The sequence below is a fragment of the Bradyrhizobium sp. LeoA1Lang genome (genome assembly GCF_055413685.1).
Genome location: NZ_JBVAPG010000042.1, coordinates 39,592 through 57,765 on the forward strand (window position 1 = coordinate 39,592; position 18,174 = coordinate 57,765).

The window sequence follows — 18,174 nt, forward strand, 5'->3', positions numbered from 1 at the left end:
CTCTGGAACTTGGGGCGCCCGAGTTCAAAAAGAACATATTGCGAACATGGAACAAAGGTGGTACATAATTTCCGACGCAATAAACCATCGATTTCTTATCGCGCCCCGTTTGTCCCGCTAGCGAATCCCCGTCATAAGGAGCACATCCCATGTCCGTCACTACGCTGCGTATTGTCGAAGGATCCTCCATGGATAAGTCCAAAGCTCTGTCTGCTGCGCTGTCCCAGATCGAGCGCCAGTTCGGCAAGGGCTCGGTGATGAAGCTCGGCAAGAGCGACCGCTCGATGGATATCGAGACGGTATCGTCGGGGTCGCTCGGGCTCGACATCGCGCTGGGCGTCGGCGGCCTGCCGAAGGGACGCGTCGTCGAGATCTACGGGCCGGAATCCTCGGGGAAAACCACGCTGGCGCTGCACACGGTGGCTGAAGCCCAGAAGAAGGGCGGCATCTGTGCCTTCATCGACGCCGAACACGCGCTCGACCCGGTCTATGCGCGCAAGCTCGGGGTCAACATCGACGAACTCCTGATCTCGCAGCCCGATACCGGCGAGCAGGCGCTTGAAATCTGCGACACCTTGGTGCGCTCCGGCGCGGTCGACGTTCTGGTGGTGGACTCGGTGGCGGCGCTGGTGCCAAAGGCCGAGCTCGAAGGCGAGATGGGCGATGCGCTGCCGGGCCTGCAGGCGCGGTTGATGAGCCAGGCGCTGCGCAAGCTCACCGCCTCCATCAACAAGTCCCACACGATGGTGATCTTCATCAACCAGATCCGCATGAAGATCGGCGTGATGTACGGCTCGCCGGAGACGACGACCGGCGGCAATGCGCTGAAGTTTTATGCCTCCGTCCGCCTCGACATCCGCCGCATTGGTGCGATCAAGGAGCGCGACGAGGTGGTCGGCAACACCACGCGCGTGAAGGTGGTGAAGAACAAGCTAGCGCCGCCCTTCAAGCAGGTCGAGTTCGACATCATGTATGGCGAGGGCGTCTCCAAGATGGGCGAGATCCTTGACCTCGGCGTCAAGGCCGGCATCGTCGAAAAGTCCGGCGCATGGTTCTCCTATGACAGCCAGCGGCTCGGTCAGGGCCGCGAGAACTCCAAGGCGTTCCTTAGGTCCAACCCCGACATCACCAGCAAGATCGAGCTCGCGATCCGGCAGAACTCCGGCCTGATCGCCGAGCAGATCCTCGCCGGCACCCCCGAGCGTGACGCCGACGGCGATGAGCCGGCGGAAGAGTAAGTTTCAAGATATCCGATTTCTTCGCGGGAAGCGGGCGCTGAGGACGTTGAGTTGCCGACGTCTTCGGCGCCCGTTTTGTTCGGGTGATTGCCGAGGGGGCCATGAAGCGCCTGATCCTGACCAGCTCGTCCGGCTACTGCCTCATGCGCATGGATCTAGCTGAAGCCGTCATTCCTTTCACCACTCGTCTTGTATGGGGTCCATTGCCGTTTCCTGACAGTTTCGCCACCTATGTCGCCGCGCGTTCTGAGCAGCACGGTCCGGGATCTCATTGGTCGGACTTCGTCGGCGAGTTTCGAAACAACAGCGAAGCTCGCAAGGACCTCGCCTTGGTCGACTTCTGCGAGCCATACAAAACTGTCGAGCTATGGTTTGATCCAGGGCCGGATGATCAGTTGCAATTGATCTCGCTGCTCGATTTCTTTCGCTCCCACCCGGAAACAGTGGCCAAGTTGAGGTTGCTCATTGTCGACTTCGATCTGCTCATGATGGACCACGAGGGACCCGCCGCGACGGACGTACGCAAAGTCGACGTCACCGAGGCGAAGCTTGAAACGGGAAGCATGAGCTGGCAGGCGTATCGGGCGCCGACGCCGGAAGCCTGCTTCAACCTCCTCGGCAAGGAGTTGAGCGCACTACCGCTGCTGAGGACAGCTCTGATTGACCTTCTCGAAGAGCTTCCCTCCAGCACAACTGGACTCGGCGCGACGGAGATGCGCCTGCTGGAGCTGATTGCCGCAGGATACCGGGATACGAATTCGCTGTTCCATCTTCGCGGCCTTCGCCAGCGTCGTGTGTTCAAGGAGTGGGAGATCGGGTCTCTGCTGGAGGGGCTGGCGCACGGTCCGACGCCCGCCGTGGCTGGTCTCGATGATGAACTCCGTACCCTCAGGAGAGATAACTACCGCGGCCGCGGCGCGGCATACAAGCGAAGCCGACTGTCGCTCACCAAGTTTGGCAAGGCGGTGCTTGCCCACAAGGAAGATTTCAGCCGTCACAACCCAATCGACCGCTGGTGGGGCGGCACACATTTGACCAACGATAACCTCTGGCGCTGGAATCCAGGGCTGGTCGCGTCCTGACGATCCCGTAGGATGGGTAGAGCGCAGCGAAACCCATCATTGCCGCCAAGCGCATAGGGCGATGGGTTTCGCAGCGCTCTACCCATCTTACAATTCTACAATTTCGTCATTCCGGGGGCGCGCTTTGGCACGCCCCCGCATTGATGTGGTCACCTCACTCCGCAGCTTCCGCGTAATCGCTCACCGGCGGGCAGGAGCACACTAGGTTACGGTCGCCGTAGACATTGTCGACGCGGCCGACAGGGCTCCAATATTTGTCTGACCGGGAGACGCCGTCCGGGAAGCAGCCCTCGGCGCGGCTGTAGGCGCGATTCCATGCATCGTCCGCGATGTCGTGCACGGTGTGCGGCGCGTTCCGGAGCGGCGAGGCCTCGACCTTGAAGCGGCCGCTTTCGATCTCGGCGATCTCCTGGCGGATCGCGATCATGGCATCACAAAAACGATCCAGCTCGGCCTTGGATTCGGATTCCGTCGGCTCGATCATCAGCGTGCCCGGCACCGGGAAGCTCATGGTCGGCGCGTGGAAGCCGTAGTCGATCAGGCGTTTGGCAATGTCGTCGACCGTGACGCCGGCCGAGGTCTTCAGGGGACGCGGATCGACGATGCATTCATGCGCGACGCGGCCCTTGGCGTTGCGGTACAGCACCGGGAAATGCGCCTGCAGGCGTGCCGCGATGTAGTTGGCATTGAGGATCGCGATCTCGGTGGCGCGCGTCAGGCCTTCGCCGCCCATCATCAGGATATAAATGTAGGAGATGGTCAGGATCGACGCCGAGCCGAACGGCGCGGCCGACACCGGTCCGACCGGGTGCGGCGTTCCGCCATTGGTTGCGGGGTGGCCGGGCAGATAAGGGGCCAGATGCGCCAGCACGCCGATCGGGCCCATGCCGGGGCCGCCGCCGCCATGCGGGATGCAGAACGTCTTGTGCAGATTGAGATGGCTGACGTCGGCGCCATAGTCGCCGGGCCGCGACAGCCCGACCTGCGCGTTCAAATTGGCGCCATCGAGATAGACCTGTCCGCCATGCTGATGCACGATGTCGCAAATCTCGCTGATGTGCTCCTCGAACACGCCATGCGTCGAGGGATAGGTGATCATCACTGCCGCGAGGTCAGCCGAATGCTTCTCCGCCTTGGCGCGGAGATCATTGACATCGACGTCGCCGCGCGCATCACAGGCGACCACCACGACGTCCATGCCGACCATCGCGGCGGATGCCGGATTGGTGCCGTGGGCGGAGGAGGGGATCAGGCAGATCCTGCGATGGTCCTCGCCGCGCGCGGCATGATAGCCGCGGATCGCGAGCAGGCCCGCATATTCGCCCTGCGCCCCCGAATTCGGCTGCAGCGAGACCGCGTCATAGCCGGTGATGTCGCACAGCCATTTTTCCAATCGTGCAAACAGCGCGTGATAGCCCTTGGCCTGATCTGCCGGCGCGAACGGATGCAGGCTGCCGAACGCCGGCCAGGTCAGCGGCACCATCTCCGTGGTCGCGTTCAGCTTCATGGTGCAGGAGCCGAGCGGGATCATCGCGCGATCGAGCGCGAGGTCGCGATCTGAGAGCTTGCGCATGTAGCGCAGCAGCTCGGTCTCGGAGCGATGCGCATGGAACACCGGATGGGTCAGGAACGCGGTGGTGCGCTTCAATTCCGCCGGCAGCGCCTCGCGCGCGCCGGTCTCGACGTCGGCATAGGCCAGCGTACCGCCGAATGCGCGCCACACCGCCTCGACGGTCTCCGATGTCGTGGTCTCGTCGACGGCGATCCCGAGCGTGCCTTGGCTGATCCCTTGGCCGATCCCTTGGCCGACGCGCAGATTGATCTTCTCCGCGAGCGCACGGGCGACGATCTCGTTCTGCTTCGCGCCGACCTCGACGGTCAGCGTGTCGAAGAACGCCTCGCTCGTGGGCGCAAAGCCGAGCTTGCGCAATCCCGCTGCCAGCACGGCGGCGCGGCGATGCACATTGCGCGCGATATGAGTGAGGCCTTCAGGGCCGTGATAGACCGCATACATCGAGGCGATCACGGCGAGCAGCACCTGCGCGGTGCAGATGTTGGAGGTCGCCTTCTCGCGGCGGATATGCTGCTCGCGGGTCTGCAGCGCCAGCCGATAGGCCGCCATCCCGCGCGAATCCACTGATAGCCCGACGAGGCGGCCGGGCAGCGAGCGCTTCAGCGCATCGCGCACCGCCATGTAGGCGGCATGCGGGCCGCCATAGCCCATCGGCACGCCAAAGCGCTGCGCCGAGCCGATGGCGATGTCGGCGCCGAGCTCGCCCGGCGACGCAAGGACCGTCAGCGCCAAAAGGTCGGCGGCGACGATCGCGAGCGCGCCCTTCGCGCGCAGCGATGTGATGGCGGGCCGCAGGTCGCGGACTGCGCCCGAGGTGCCCGGATATTGCAGGAGGGCGCCGAGCACGTCGGCCTTGTCGAGATCGGTGAGGGGATCGCCGACGATCAGGCTCCAGCCGAGCGGCTCGGCACGGGTGCGCAGCACCGCGAGCGTCTGCGGATGGACTTCGTGATCGACGAAGAATGCTTTCGCCTTCACCTGCGAGTGCCGCTCGGCGAGCGCCATCGCTTCGGCGGCCGCGGTTGCCTCGTCGAGCAGCGAGGCGTTGGCGACGTCGAGCCCGGTCAGGTCGCAGATCATGGTCTGGAAGTTGAACAGTGCTTCCAGCCGGCCCTGGCTGATCTCGGGCTGATAGGGCGTGTAGGCCGTGTACCAGGCCGGATTTTCCAGGATGTTGCGCTGGATCACCGCAGGTAAAATCGTGCCGGAATAGCCTTGACCGATCAGCGAGGTGAACACTTGGTTCTGCGCCGCCAGCTCGTTCATATGGGCCAGCGCCTCGGTCTCGCTCAGCGCGCGGCCGAGGTCGAGCGGCGCCGTCTGCCGGATCGATGAGGGCAGCGTCTCGCCCATCAGCGCGGCGAGGCTGGTGGCGCCGACGGTCTGCAGCATCGCGTCGACGTCGCGCGGCGAGGGGCCGATGTGGCGGCGCACGAAGGTGGCCGCGGCTTCACTGGTCGGTTTGAACGGCGCGTTCATGGAAACCTCTCAGGCGGTGTGGGCTTTGTAGGCGGCTTCGTCCATCAGGCCGCCGAGCTCGTTCTTGTCGGCGATCTTCATCTTGAAGAACCAGGCCTTGCCGCCGGCATCCGAATTGACCAACGCCGGCTCGGCTGTGAGCGCGTCATTGACCTCGAGCACCTCGCCCGAGATCGGCGCGTAGACATCGGAGGCCGCTTTCACGGATTCCACGACGGCGGCGGCTTCCGCTTTCTTCAGCGCGCGCCCGACCTTTGGCAATTCGATGAACACGACGTCGCCGAGCTGCTGCTGCGCGTAGTCGGTGATCCCGATCGTGGCGACATCGCCCTCGATGTGGAGCCATTCGTGGTCGGACGTGTAGAGCGTCGTCATGAAAAGTGTCCTCTAGCGTTTATAGGTGTTGGGAACGAAAGGCGTGGCGGCGACCGCAAGCGGCAGGCGCTGGCCGCGCACCTCCGCGAAAACGGTGGTGCCGATGCCGGAGAGCGCGGTGGGCAGGTAGCCCATCGCGACCGGCGCATTGAGGCTCGGGCCAAAGCCTCCCGACGTGACCTTGCCGATCGCCTCGCCTGTATCCGCATCGGCGAACAGCGGCGCGCCCTCGCGCACCGGTGCGCGTCCCTGCGCCTTCAGGCCGACCCGGCGGCGCGGCGCGCCACGCTCGAACTGATCGAGGATCTTTTCCGCACCCGGAAAACCGCCGGTGCGGGCGCCGCCCTTGCGGCGGCTCTTCTGGACCGACCATTCCAGCGCGGCTTCGACCGGCGTCGTCGTGGTGTCGATGTCGTGGCCGTAGAGGCAGAGCCCGGCTTCCAGCCGGAGGCTGTCGCGCGCGCCGAGCCCGATCGGCAGCACATCGGGATTATCCAGGAGCCGGGTCACCAGTGCTTCGGCATGCTGCGCGGGAACGGAGATTTCGAAACCGTCCTCGCCGGTATAGCCGGAGCGGGAGACGAAGCAGTCGAGCCCAGCGACGCGGCGCGGGCCGGCGTCCATGAATTTCATCGCCGGCGCGTCTGCACAAATTTTCGCCAGCGCCGATTCGGCCTTCGGCCCCTGCAGCGCGATCAGCGCGCGGCCCGACAGCGAATCGATGTCGCAGGCATCGGACAGATGTTTCCGTAGGTGCGCCTCATCCTCGGCCTTGCAGGCGGCGTTCACCACCAGGAACAGGTGATCGCCGAAATTCGCGACCATGAGATCGTCGAGGATGCCGCCATCGGCATTGGTGAATTGGGCATAGCGCTGCCGTCCCGGCGCGACGCCGAGGATGTCCTGCGGCACCAGCCGCTCCAGCGCCACGGCCGCGTCGGAGACCTTGCCGGATTTCGGCCGCAGCGCAATCTGGCCCATATGGGAGACGTCGAACAGCCCGGCGTGGCTGCGCGTATGAAGGTGCTCTTTCAGCACGCCCGCAGGGTACTGCACGGGCATCCCATAGCCCGCGAACGGCACCATCTTGCCCCCGCGGGCGAGGTGCAGCGCGTAAAGGGGAGTGCGTTTGAGGTCGGATTCGTCTCGCGCAAGCATTGCAGGGCCCTCGCGGTTCCCCTGGGGACCATCCCCTGGAAACCCAAAAGCCCCATCTGTCGCTTTGCCTGAGAGTATTATCCCGTCGGCGGGCGCGCCCGGCTTGAAGCCTCACGCACCTCTTTCCAGATGTCAGTGGTCACGCGGTCCTTTTGCCTGAGAGTTTCCGGGGCGGTTGCTCCTTCGGCGCCGGCGCAAGGCCGGTCTCTCCCGACGTGACTGAGAGTAGATAGGAGGGAAACACGGCGCGGCCAAGGCTGTCAACGCGGCCGCGGCAACTATCAACGGCCCTTTACGCGATCGCGGCAAGCCTATGATGTGCTTGCACAGTTTCTGGACACCGCCGTGCGCCTTGTCTAAAAGCGTTCGGCCGGAAGATTAACCCTTTTGTGGCGGATTCCGGGCCCCTTTTCCGGTTGGATGGCTATGAGCAGCGTCAACGACATCAGGTCGACCTTTCTGAATTTCTTCGCGAAGAACGGCCACGAGATCGTGCCGTCGTCGCCGCTGGTTCCGCGCAACGACCCGACCTTGATGTTCACCAATGCCGGCATGGTGCAGTTCAAGAACGTCTTCACCGGGGTCGAGAAGCGCCCCTATCAGCGCGCGACCACCTCGCAGAAATGCGTGCGCGCCGGCGGCAAGCACAACGACCTCGACAATGTCGGTTACACCGCGCGCCATCACACCTTCTTCGAGATGCTCGGCAACTTCTCCTTCGGCGATTATTTCAAGGATCGCGCGATCGAGCTGGCCTGGAACCTGGTCACCAAGGAATTCGGCCTGCCCAAGGACAAGCTGACGGCGACCGTCTATATCGATGACGACGAGGCCTATGATCTCTGGAAGAAGATCGCGGGCCTTCCGGACTCGCGCATCATCCGCATCGCCGGCTCCGACAATTTCTGGCAGATGGGCGACACCGGCCCCTGCGGCCCGTGCTCGGAAATCTTCTACGACCATGGCGACAAGGTCTGGGGCGGCCCGCCCGGCTCGGCGGAGCAGGACGGCGACCGCTTCATCGAGATCTGGAATCTCGTGTTCATGCAGTTCGAGCAGCTCGAGGGCGGCGCGCGCAATCCGCTGCCGAAGCCCTCGATCGACACCGGCGCGGGATTGGAGCGCGTCGCCGCCGTGCTGCAGGGCGTGCACGACAATTACGACATCGACCTGTTCGTCTCGCTGATCCGCGCCATCGCCGATCTCACCGGCGCCGATCCCAGGGGCGAGCACAAGGCCTCGCTGCGCGTGATCGCCGATCATTTGCGCGCGTCCTCATTCCTGATCTCCGACGGCGTGCTGCCTTCCAATGAAGGCCGCGGTTACGTGCTGCGCCGCATCATGCGCCGCGCGATGCGCCATGCGCAGCTCCTCGGCGCACGCGAGCCGCTGATGCATCGCCTGGTCTGGGCGCTGGTGCGCGAGATGGGCCAGGCCTATCCGGAACTGGTGCGCGCTGAGAAACTGATTGAAGAAACGCTGCGGCTGGAAGAGACCCGCTTCCGCAAGACCTTGGAGCGCGGCCTTGCCATTCTGGATGAGAAGAGCGCCGGCCTGAAAAAGGGCGACATGTTCGACGGCGACACCGCCTTCACGCTCTACGACACCTATGGTTTCCCGCTCGACCTGACCCAGGACGCGCTGAAGTCGCGCGGCATCAGCGTCGACCAGGCGTCCTTCACCGACGCGATGGATCGCCAGCGCGAGAAGGCGCGTGCGGCCTGGGCGGGCTCGGGCGAGGCTGCGACCGAGAGCGTCTGGTTCCCGTTGCGCGAGAAGCTCGGCGCGACCGAATTCCTCGGCTACGAGACCGAGCGCGCCGAGGGCGTGGTCGCGGCGCTGGTGAAGGATGGCCAGGAGGTCGACGGGTTGAAGGCCGGCGAGAGCGGCGCGGTGGTTCTCAACCAGACGCCGTTCTATGCGGAGTCCGGCGGCCAGGTCGGCGACATCGGAGTTTTGACCGGCGAAGGCGTCACGTTCCGTGTCACCGATACCCAGAAGAAGGCTGGCGATCTCTTCGTTCACATCGGCCAGGTGGAGCAGGGCACCCTGAAGGCCGGCACCGCGCTGCAGCTCGACGTCGATCACGGCAGGCGTTCGGCGATCCGGCGCAACCACTCGGCGACGCATCTGTTACACGAGGCGCTGCGGCAGGTGCTCGGCGACCACATCGCCCAGCGCGGCTCGCTGGTCGCGCCGGACCGGCTGCGCTTCGACTTCGTGCACCCGAAGCCGATCACGGCGGAGGAACTCGCCCGGGTCGAGGACATCGCCAACGACGTGGTGCTCGAGAACGACGAGGTCACCACCCGCGTCATGGCGGTCGATGACGCCCGCGAAGCCGGCGCCCGCGCTTTGTTCGGCGAGAAGTACGGCGACGAAGTCCGCGTGGTCTCGATGGGCAAGGGCCCGCGCGAGCAGGGCCAGAACGCGCTCGGCTGGTCGGTGGAATTGTGCGGCGGCACCCATGTGCGGCGTACCGGCGACATCGGCCTGATCTCGGTGACCAACGAAAGCGCCGTAGCCTCCGGCGTCCGCCGCATCGAGGCGCTGACGGGCAGCTATGCCCGCAAGCACGCCAATGACACCATCGCGCTGGCGAAGACCGCGGCGCAGGAGCTGCGCACGTCGGTCGAGGACGTGCCGGCGCGCATCGCCTCATTGATGGAAGAGCGCAAGAAGCTCGAGCGCGACCTGTCGGATGCGCGCAAGAAGCTCGCGATGGGCGGCGGCGCCGCCTCGAACGGCGGCGGCGCAGGCGTGCGCGAGGTCGGCAACGTCAAGCTGCTGGCGCGCGCCGTTGAGGGCGTCGAGACCAAGGACCTCAAGAGCCTGGTCGACGACGGCAAGAAGCAGATCGGCTCCGGCGTGGTCGCGATCGTCGGCGTCACCGAGGACGGCAAGGCCGGCATCGTGGTCGGCGTCACCGCCGATCTCACCTCGCGCTTCAACGCGGTCGATCTGGTGCGCAAGGGATCGGAGGCGCTTGGCGGCAAGGGCGGCGGCGGCCGGCCCGACATGGCGCAGGCCGGTGGGCCGGATGGCGCCAAGGCCAATGCGGCGCTATCGGCGATCGAGCAAGCGCTCGCCGGCGTGTAAGCGACCATGCCCGGCAAGCGCGAGACCGGTGCCCCTGAGTTGCGGGACCGGCTCTACGAATTGCTCGAGCACGACCATCTGCCTTATACGCCCGGCGCGCGCCTGGTCCGGCTGCTCGTCCTCATCATCGCCATCGATGTGCTGGCGGCGATCCTGGCGTCGGTGCCGGAACTCGATGCCTCGTTCGGGGCGCTGTTTGCGACCATCGAGATCGCCGCGGTCATTGTCTTCGCGCTGGAATATGCGGTGCGGATCTGGAGCGTGGCCGGCCACTCCCTGCACGCCACGACGGCCGCGCGGGCGCGGCTCGAATATGTGTTCTCAAGCTTCGGCATCATCGACCTCATCGCCTTCCTGCCGTCGGCGATCGCGCTGATGCTGGGCGACAAGACCGCGGTGGTGTTGTTCGGCATGCTGCCGTTCCTGAAGCTTGTGCGCTATTCGCCGGCGATGCGCTCGCTGCTGGCGGCGCTGCATGCCGAGCGGCGCACACTGGTCGGCTGCCTCGTGATCCTCGCCGGCGCGGTGCTGCTGTTCGCTTCGCTGCTCTACGCCATCGAGCACAAGGTCCAGCCGGACAAGTTCGGCACCATCCCGCAGGCGATGTGGTGGGCGATGGTGACGCTCGGCACCGTCGGCTATGGCGACGTGATCCCGGTGACGCCGCTCGGCAAGATCGTTACGGTGTTCGCGATCGTGTTCGGATTTGCCATGATCGCGCTGCCGGTCGCGATCATCTCGACCGCCTTCGCCGACGAGGTGCGCCGGCGCGATTTCGTCGTCACCTGGGGCATGCTGGCGCGGGTGCCGCTGTTCTCCCATCTCGGCGCCGCAGAGATCGCCGACATCATGCGGCTGCTCCGCGCCCAGACCATCGAGCAGGGCGAGGTGCTGGTCCGCCGCGGCGACGTGGCCTCTTCGATGTATTTCATCACCGCGGGCGAGGTGGAGATCGAATTGCCGAGCCAGCGAGTCAGGCTCTCCGACGGCACCTTCTTCGGCGAGATCGCGCTGCTCAAGCGCACCAGCCGCTCCGGCACCGTGACGGCGACACGCAAGACCAGGCTGCTCGCGCTCGACGCCCAGGATTTTCACGCTTTGATCGAACGCCTGCCGGCGCTTGCCGCGCACGTGAAGGAGACCGCGGAAGCGCGGATCGCCGATACCGGGGAAGTCAGCAAGGGGGATATCGCCGCGGCCGAGATCGCGCAGGCGGAGCCGGCGGAGACTGGCGGCGGAAACGACGATCAGGCCGTGCACTCATAAAGTGATTCACGCCCGCTGAGTCCTGAAGAGCGGTGCAAGAGCAGACAAGCCAATATCGACGCGATGGGCCAACAGGCGACATCACAAGTTTGGTCTAAAATGAAAGAGGGCGCCAACTTACGGCTGCCCCGCTTGATTGATGCTTCGTCGCTCACAGTCTTGAACAGCGAGTTCGCCTTGCTGCTACGATATGGCATGTCAGCGTACATACATGCAAGGAATGGAAAGCCTCCCACATGTGCGAATTATGGGCTTTATCGAGTATGAATGATCGCCTCTCGCATCTATTGGTTGCAGTTCCTGAGTACAAAAACTCGGCTGTGACCCACTGTACCACTGAAAAATCACCTCGAACTTTGGGAATTCCCTGTCGGCCTACTCGCCATTTTTGTGATGCGACAGGCAGGCTGGGGTGCTAAGCTATTTTTTTTAGCGTCTATTGATGTCATCCGGGCGATCCCGGTAAGCAGTGCTCACAGTCCGGCTCGAGGCTGTGCGATGCCCAAGATCCTGCTGATCGAAGACAACGAGATGAACCGCGACATGCTCTCGCGGCGCCTCGTGCGCGGCGGCTACGAAGTTGCCGTCGCCGAGGACGGAGCGCGCGGCGTCGAAATGGCGACGAATGAGAGGCCCGATCTCATTTTGATGGACATGAGCCTACCGGTGATCGACGGTTGGGAAGCGACGCGCCGGATCAAGGCCGCGCCTGAGCTGCGCAAGATCCCGATCATCGCGCTCACGGCGCACGCTATGGCGACCGACCGGGCCAAGGCCCTCGAGGCCGGCTGCGACGACTATGACACAAAACCGATCGAGCTGCAGAGGCTGCTTGGTAAGATCGAGGCGCTCCTCGCGGCTGCGGGACGGTAGACGATCACAAGGTCCGAACGAGCGATGAGAGGGAGCAACTCATGAAAACGGCTCAATACAAATGGTCTCAAAGTGAGGGATGGCGCCCGAATTTGCCGACCGATGAAGTCGGACGACAAAGTGTCGTGTTCGTTTTTGGCGCGAGATCACTGATGCAGGCAGGCGCCCCCGTGGATGAGCTGCGCGACCATTTTAAAGGGGCCGCCATGCTCGGTTGCTCGACTTCCGGCGAGATCGTCGGCGACATGGTCGTCGACGACTCGGTGATTGCCACCCTTGCGGACTTCGAACATACGCGGCTCCGGTTCGCCTCCGCTGCGATTGGCGAGGCGAAGGCGAGCTATGACGTCGGCAAGGAGCTCGCGCGGCAGCTCAACGACGCCTCGTTGCGCCACGTGTTCGTGCTTTCTGATGGCTTACACGTCAATGGCTCCGACCTGGCGCGCGGTCTCGCGGGCGGCGTCTCGGAAGGCGTGTCGATCACTGGCGGCCTTTCCGGAGATGGAACCAACTTTTCCGAGACTTGGGTCATTGCCGACGATGCCGCGGGCCCTCAGCGCGTGGCAGCGGTCGGTCTGTACGGCAACGATTTGCGCATTGGCTACGCATCGATGGGCGGCTGGGAGCCGTTCGGGCCGCTGCGCACCATCACTCGGGCCGAGGGCAACATCCTCTATGAGCTGGATGGGCGGTCGGCGCTCGATCTCTATAAATCGTACCTGGGCTCGCACGCCGAGCAGTTGCCAAGCTCTGCCTTGCTTTTCCCAATCCTGGTTACCGACGCAAAGGGAGGCCAGGGTGTCGTCCGGACCGTCCTGTCCATAGACGAGCAGAAAAAGTCGATGACCTTCGCCGGCGACATCCCACAGGGCGGAACGGCGCGGTTGATGAAGACCAACGTTGACGATCTCGTCGACGGCGCGACGTCCGCCGCCAGGGCCAGCCTCAGCGGGCTGAGCGATAAGCAGCCGGATCTTGCCATTCTGGTGAGCTGCGTCGGTCGCAAGCTTGTGATGAAGCAGCGTACCGAAGAAGAGATCGAAGCAATCAGGAATGTGTTCGGGAAGGATACGAAGATTTCCGGGTTCTACTCGTACGGCGAGCTTAGCCCCTTCGTACACGGTGGCGAGTGCCGCCTGCACAATCAAACCATGACCATCACGACTTTCGCCGAGGACTGACCGTCACAGGGCACAGATGCACAGGCTGCTACGACGTCAGCTCAGAAAGCACCTCGGTGTCGAGGGCGAATTGCCGACTGGGCTGCAGCCTTTCGTAGCAGCCGTCGATGCCGCATACGCCGATTTCGACAGCGATCGGGCGATGCTCGAGCGCTCGCTGGAGCTGAGCGTCGAGGAGCTGTCGGAGGCGCGCGACAAGGCTACGCAGGCCCAGACCCGGCTGACCGACGCGATCGAGAGCATCTCGGAGGGCTTCTCGCTCTACGACGCCGACGACAAACTGGTGATATACAACCGGCGGTACTTAGACATGCACGGCACCCGCACCATCGATGTCGTGAAGGAGGGCGTATCATTCGAAACGATCCTCCGCAATGCAGTCGCAAGAGGCGAGATCCGCGACGCCAAGGGGCGCGACGAGGCTTGGGTCGCGGAACGCCTAACCAGGCACCACGATCCCAAGGGTACGCATCTGCAACGACGCTCCAACGGGCGCTGGATCCAGATCAACGAGCGCAAAACCGACGACGGCGGCACGGTCGCGACCTACACCGATATCACCGACGTGAAGCAGGCGGAGCAGGCGATTCAGGAGAGCGAGCAGCGGCTCCGTGTCATTGCCGAGGCCGCACCGATGGCGGTGGCGATCGTCACATTCGACGACGGGATCATCCGGTATGCCAATCAACGTTTTGGCGAAATGTTCGGGCTCGAAGGTTCCGCCGCCCTGGGCGTTCAAGCGAAAACTCTCTACGCCGACCCGCAGCATCGCGAGCGCTTCATCGGCGCGCTGACCGAGCATGGCCATGTGGAGGCATGGAGATGCTGCTCAAGCGGGCCGGAGGCGAGGAGTTCTGGGCGCTGATAGCCTCGCAGCAAGTCCAGTTCGAGGGGCGGCCGGCGATGATCAACGGCCTCGCCGACATCAGCGACCGCAAGCGCATGGAAGGCGAGCTGCACAAAGCGATCTGGGCGAGCGAGCAGGCGACCCGTGCGAAGTCGGACTTCGTCGCCAGCATGAGCCATGAGCTGCGCACGCCCTTGAACGCGATCATCGGTTACAGCGAGATGCTGCTCGAGGACGCCCAGGGTGCCGGGCGCGAATCGGAGACGGCGGACCTGCGCAAAATTCAGGATGCCGGCAAGCATCTGCTCGGCCTGATCGACAACATCCTCGATCTATCCAAGATCGAGGCCGGCAAGATGACGCTCTATCTGGAGGCGTTCGAACTGCGGCCCATGATCGATGGCGTCGCCGCGACCGTCATCCCGCTAGCCAAGAAGACCGGCAATGCGCTCATGGTCAACTGCGCCGACGAGGTCGGCACGATCCACAGCGATCTGACCAAGGTGCGGCAGATCTTGTTCAACCTTCTCAGCAATGCCTGCAAGTTCACAAGGAACGGGACGATCACGTTGACCGCGCTCCGCGATACAACCGACGCCGGCGACGGGATCGAGTTTCAGGTGCGCGACACCGGTATCGGCATGACGCCAGATCAGCAGGCCAAGGTGTTCGAGGCCTTCACTCAGGCCGATGAATCGACGAACCGCGCCTATGGCGGTACCGGGCTCGGCCTCGCCATCACCAAGAGCTTCTGCCTGCTGCTGGGCGGCGATGTGACTCTGACCAGCGAAGCCGGCAAGGGAACGACCTTCGTGGTTCGTCTGCCGGCGGCGACACGCGCCGCTCCGGACACTGCGACCCCGACGCTAGAGAAGCGCTCTCCTGGTCTGCAGGTCGCGGAGCCCGAGCATGCGCCCATCGTTCTCGTGGTTGACGATGATCCCAATGCGCGGGAACTGCTGTGCCGACACCTGCAGCGCGGCGGTTACGCCGTTCGCACGGCTGCCAATGGCGAGGAGGCGATGCAGCTTGCCCGCACGCTGAAACCCGACGTGGTCACACTCGACGTTCTGATGCCGCAGATGGACGGCTGGGCCGTGCTCAGTGCCATGAAGGAAGATGCGGCACTCGCCGAAATTCCCGTGATCATGGTCACGATCGTCGACAACCAGAGCATCGGCTTCTCGCTCGGCGCCGCCGATTACCTGATCAAGCCGATCAATCGCGACCAACTGGTCCGCGCGGTGGAAAAGTGCTGCCCGAGGGGCGAGCCACGGCACGTGCTGATCGTCGAGGATGACGCTCCGACCAGCGAGCTGATGGGGCGCGCGTTGCGGGAGATCGATTGCATGGTCACGCAAGCGGAGAATGGTCGGGTTGGCCTCGAACGCTTGAACGAGGCTTCACCGGACGCAATTCTGCTCGACCTGATGATGCCCGAGATGGACGGGTTCGAGTTCGTCGCGCGGCTGCGCGCCGAATCCCGCTGGCGACGCATCCCGGTCATCGTCGTCACCGCGAAGGCCCTGACGGCCGAGGATCTCGCGCGCCTCAACGGCCAGGTGCAGCATTTGGTGCACAAGGGCGAATTCAGCGGCAAAGCCGTGCTGGCGGCGCTCGACGAACTGGTACCCCGGCATGCCCCCCGCGCGGGTCCGGAGCGGCCATGAGCATCATTGACACCGACAGCGCGCGCGCCTCACGAATTCGGCTCGCCCACCTTCGCCAGGAACTGCTATCCCCGGTCAACGCCCTGCTCGGCTATGCAGAGATCATGCACGAAGAGGCGTCGCGGGACGGGCGTCAGGATATGCTGCCGGATGTCAACTGTGTCCTCCGTGCCGCGCGGGATCTCGCCGACAAGGTCGACCGGCTGGTCGAGGGCGATCGCGAGAACAACCTGACCGGCCAGGCGGCCGCCACCCAGGAGCAGCAGCTACGCCATGAGCTGCGTACACCCTTGAACGCGATCAAAGGCTATGCCGAGATGCTCAGCGAGGATCTAGCCGATATCTCGAGCGCGCTGCGGGCAGACCTCGACCGAGTGCTGCTGGCGGCCACCGACCTGCTGCCACGTCTCGATCACATCGTGCGATTTTCGGCCGATCTCGATGAGACGAGCCTAGCCTGCGACCAGACCGGCGCGGCAATGGTAAGCGAACTGATTCGCAGCCTGGGGCCCGTCCGTCAGGAGCCGTCTGCCGTCACCGAAACCGGCTCCATTCTCGTTGTCGACGATATCGAAGCCAACCGCGATCTCCTGTCGCGCCGACTGGCCCGCGATGGTCATGGCGTCGCTTCCGCAGCCGGCGGTCAGCAGGCCCTGCAGGCGCTCGAGCACCATGAATTCGATCTCGTCCTGCTCGACTTGATCATGCCCGACATCAACGGACTTGACGTGCTCGTGCGCATGAAGGCGGATGAGCGGCTACGTCGCATTCCAGTTATCATGATTACGGCCCTGGCGGATACAGACAGCGCCGTCCGCTGCATCGAGGCCGGCGCAGAGGATTATCTACCGAAGCCGTTCGACCCGATCCTGCTGCGCGCGCGGATCAATGCCTGTCTGCACAAGAAGCGCTGGCGCGACCGCGAGCAGAGATACCTTCGCCGCATCGAGGACGAAACAGCCAAGTTCGAGCGGCTGTTGTTGACCATTCTGCCAAGACAGGTGATCGGCCGCCTGAACCACGGCGAAACCATGATCGCCGATCGCTTCGAAGACGTAAGCGTTCTGTTCGCCGATCTGGTGCGCTTCACCGAGCACTCGGGTCGGATCGCGCCCGCAGTGTTAGTCGAATATTTGAACCAACTGTTTTCGGAATTCGACGCGCTTGCCCGCGAGCTCGGCGTCGAGAAGATCAAGACCATCGGCGATGCCTATATGGCCGTCGCCGGCTTGCCCGATCCGATCCCCGATCCGTTCGCAGCGATCGCGAAAATGGCGTTCGGCATGATTGATCGGTTGGGCCGCGTCAACGGCCATTTCGGCTGGCCCTTGCAAATACGGATCGGCATACATTCCGGTCCCGTGGTTGCCGGCATTATCGGCGCGCACCGCTTCATCTATGACGTGTGGGGCGATACTGTAAACGTCGCCAGCCGGCTTGAGGCCTATTCTCTGCCTAATCGAATCCATGTATCCCAGGATACAGCCCGCCACCTCGTCGGTCCCTTCGCGCTGGAGCCACGCGGCAGCATTGAGGTAAAGGGCAAAGGCAAACTGGAGACGTTTTTCTTGAGCCGGATCTAGGCGCGCAACGGCAAGGTGCACCTGACGCCGCTCGGCCGCGCGAAGGTTATGCCGACCAGCAACGCCCCCCAGCTTTCCGTTAGAAAATTTGGGTGTCCCATCACGACGCCAACAACTGCCCCGGTATGCCCGCGTGGCGCCTCAATTGGAAGGGGATCTTTCTAGCCCCTCGGACAGGTGGATGACTTCCGAGTTGGGTCAAAAGCGGTCACTCTCGGATCGAGTTTTCCATTTCCGTTCTACGTCCGAAATCGGACGTGCAGGGCATTCGACTGAGCCTTTGAGACCCGCATCCTCCTTTCGCTGCGGCCTGCTTCGCTTCGAGTGCAACGACGATTTCGGTGCTTAGCCGCGACAGAACGACCCGACGGGCAAATCACTCAAAAGTCTGTCCAGCCTTGCAGCGAAAAATATTCCGCTTTCGCCGTCGGGCAAATCAGTGATTTAACTCCGCGCGTCTCACCCGAATGAGGGGCGGGTCGCGATCGTCACGAACGTTGCGGTGAGATGCGGTGGACGTGATGCGTGCGACTGACGAGCGCGCGTATCGCGGACGGCGAAGTCGTGTGGTCCTGGCGCCCCGACGCTGGCGCTAAGTTTTTCGCGCAAACAAGTTTGCGCTTGAGATGACGGTGGCAAGAAAGCCCGGTCACCGGGGAGAGCGCGAAGTAAGCCGTAACACCATCGCGCAGGGAAAGCCGGAATGCTTCGGTTGAACCTGTGGTCCTACCCCCGTGCTTTTTGTTGCAC

At 63.8% G+C, this 18,174-nt stretch carries 12 protein-coding genes and 1 riboswitch; of the genes, 9 read left to right on the plus strand and 3 right to left on the minus strand.

Translation table 11 applies throughout. The annotated features are described in order from the left end of the window. The first annotated feature begins 149 nt into the window (after positions 1 to 149). Both recA and ACZYOF_RS16620 read left to right on the plus strand, forming a co-directional pair. Complete coding sequence (gene recA / locus ACZYOF_RS16615) at positions 150 to 1,238, plus strand: recombinase RecA (protein WP_130581564.1); 1,089 nt, start codon at positions 150 to 152, stop codon at positions 1,236 to 1,238. Positions 1,239 to 1,339: 101 nt separating this feature from the next. Further along, positions 1,340 to 2,320 (plus strand): hypothetical protein, encoded by a 981-nt coding sequence (locus tag ACZYOF_RS16620; protein WP_463716427.1) that lies wholly within the window; start codon positions 1,340 to 1,342, stop codon positions 2,318 to 2,320. 154 nt (positions 2,321 to 2,474) lie between these two features. Here the strand turns inward: ACZYOF_RS16620 and gcvP are convergent, their stop codons facing one another. Genes gcvP through gcvT form a run of 3 tightly spaced genes read right to left on the minus strand, consistent with a single transcriptional unit; the run spans position 2,475 to position 6,905 of the window. After that, positions 2,475 to 5,372, minus strand: a complete 2,898-nt coding sequence (gcvP, locus tag ACZYOF_RS16625; protein WP_463716428.1) for an aminomethyl-transferring glycine dehydrogenase — start codon at positions 5,370 to 5,372, stop codon at positions 2,475 to 2,477. A 9-nt stretch (positions 5,373 to 5,381) separates the two neighbouring features. Beyond that, a complete protein-coding gene (gene gcvH / locus ACZYOF_RS16630) occupies positions 5,382 to 5,747 on the minus strand; it encodes a glycine cleavage system protein GcvH (protein ID WP_463716429.1) in 366 nt (121 codons plus the stop codon). Positions 5,748 to 5,759: 12 nt separating this feature from the next. Continuing rightward, positions 5,760 to 6,905, minus strand: a complete 1,146-nt coding sequence (gene gcvT / locus ACZYOF_RS16635; protein ID WP_463716430.1) for a glycine cleavage system aminomethyltransferase GcvT — start codon at positions 6,903 to 6,905, stop codon at positions 5,760 to 5,762. Positions 6,906 to 7,040: 135 nt separating this feature from the next. After that, a riboswitch (glycine riboswitch) is annotated at positions 7,041 to 7,128 on the minus strand. 203 nt (positions 7,129 to 7,331) lie between these two features. Between gcvT and alaS the strand changes: the two genes are divergently transcribed. The 7 genes from alaS to ACZYOF_RS16670 all read left to right on the plus strand — a co-directional run bounded on the left by alaS (position 7,332) and on the right by ACZYOF_RS16670 (position 17,424). Then, positions 7,332 to 10,004: an alanine--tRNA ligase gene (gene alaS / locus ACZYOF_RS16640; protein WP_463716431.1), complete on the plus strand. Its 2,673-nt coding sequence runs from the start codon at positions 7,332 to 7,334 to the stop codon at positions 10,002 to 10,004. A 6-nt stretch (positions 10,005 to 10,010) separates the two neighbouring features. Then, positions 10,011 to 11,270 (plus strand): cyclic nucleotide-gated ion channel, encoded by a 1,260-nt coding sequence (locus tag ACZYOF_RS16645; RefSeq protein ID WP_463716432.1) that lies wholly within the window; start codon positions 10,011 to 10,013, stop codon positions 11,268 to 11,270. 498 nt (positions 11,271 to 11,768) lie between these two features. Continuing rightward, positions 11,769 to 12,143 (plus strand): response regulator, encoded by a 375-nt coding sequence (locus ACZYOF_RS16650; protein WP_130581571.1) that lies wholly within the window; start codon positions 11,769 to 11,771, stop codon positions 12,141 to 12,143. A 41-nt stretch (positions 12,144 to 12,184) separates the two neighbouring features. Next, a complete protein-coding gene (locus ACZYOF_RS16655; RefSeq protein ID WP_130581572.1) occupies positions 12,185 to 13,324 on the plus strand; it encodes an FIST signal transduction protein in 1,140 nt (379 codons plus the stop codon). A gap of 142 nt (positions 13,325 to 13,466) precedes the next feature. Continuing rightward, on the plus strand, positions 13,467 to 14,189 hold the full coding sequence (locus ACZYOF_RS16660) for a PAS domain-containing protein (protein ID WP_463716433.1): 723 nt from the start codon (positions 13,467 to 13,469) through the stop codon (positions 14,187 to 14,189). Further along, the gene (locus ACZYOF_RS16665) at positions 14,147 to 15,841 is read left to right on the plus strand and encodes a hybrid sensor histidine kinase/response regulator (RefSeq protein ID WP_463716434.1); all 1,695 of its coding nucleotides are present in this window, start codon (positions 14,147 to 14,149) and stop codon (positions 15,839 to 15,841) included. The genes ACZYOF_RS16660 and ACZYOF_RS16665 overlap by 43 nt, the downstream gene beginning before the upstream one ends. After that, complete coding sequence (locus ACZYOF_RS16670; protein ID WP_463716435.1) at positions 15,838 to 17,424, plus strand: adenylate/guanylate cyclase domain-containing protein; 1,587 nt, start codon at positions 15,838 to 15,840, stop codon at positions 17,422 to 17,424. Before ACZYOF_RS16665 ends, ACZYOF_RS16670 begins: the two co-directional genes overlap by 4 nt. Positions 17,425 to 18,174 lie beyond the last annotated feature (750 nt).

Coding starts and splice junctions, on each gene's coding strand:
- recA (WP_130581564.1), top strand. CDS start 150: ATGTCCGTCACTACGCTGCGTATTGTCGAAGGATCCTCCATGGATAAG.
- ACZYOF_RS16620 (WP_463716427.1), top strand. CDS start 1,340: ATGAAGCGCCTGATCCTGACCAGCTCGTCCGGCTACTGCCTCATGCGC.
- gcvP (WP_463716428.1), bottom strand. CDS start 5,372: ATGAACGCGCCGTTCAAACCGACCAGTGAAGCCGCGGCCACCTTCGTG.
- gcvH (WP_463716429.1), bottom strand. CDS start 5,747: ATGACGACGCTCTACACGTCCGACCACGAATGGCTCCACATCGAGGGC.
- gcvT (WP_463716430.1), bottom strand. CDS start 6,905: ATGCTTGCGCGAGACGAATCCGACCTCAAACGCACTCCCCTTTACGCG.
- alaS (WP_463716431.1), top strand. CDS start 7,332: ATGAGCAGCGTCAACGACATCAGGTCGACCTTTCTGAATTTCTTCGCG.
- ACZYOF_RS16645 (WP_463716432.1), top strand. CDS start 10,011: ATGCCCGGCAAGCGCGAGACCGGTGCCCCTGAGTTGCGGGACCGGCTC.
- ACZYOF_RS16650 (WP_130581571.1), top strand. CDS start 11,769: ATGCCCAAGATCCTGCTGATCGAAGACAACGAGATGAACCGCGACATG.
- ACZYOF_RS16655 (WP_130581572.1), top strand. CDS start 12,185: ATGAAAACGGCTCAATACAAATGGTCTCAAAGTGAGGGATGGCGCCCG.
- ACZYOF_RS16660 (WP_463716433.1), top strand. CDS start 13,467: ATGCTCGAGCGCTCGCTGGAGCTGAGCGTCGAGGAGCTGTCGGAGGCG.
- ACZYOF_RS16665 (WP_463716434.1), top strand. CDS start 14,147: ATGCTGCTCAAGCGGGCCGGAGGCGAGGAGTTCTGGGCGCTGATAGCC.
- ACZYOF_RS16670 (WP_463716435.1), top strand. CDS start 15,838: ATGAGCATCATTGACACCGACAGCGCGCGCGCCTCACGAATTCGGCTC.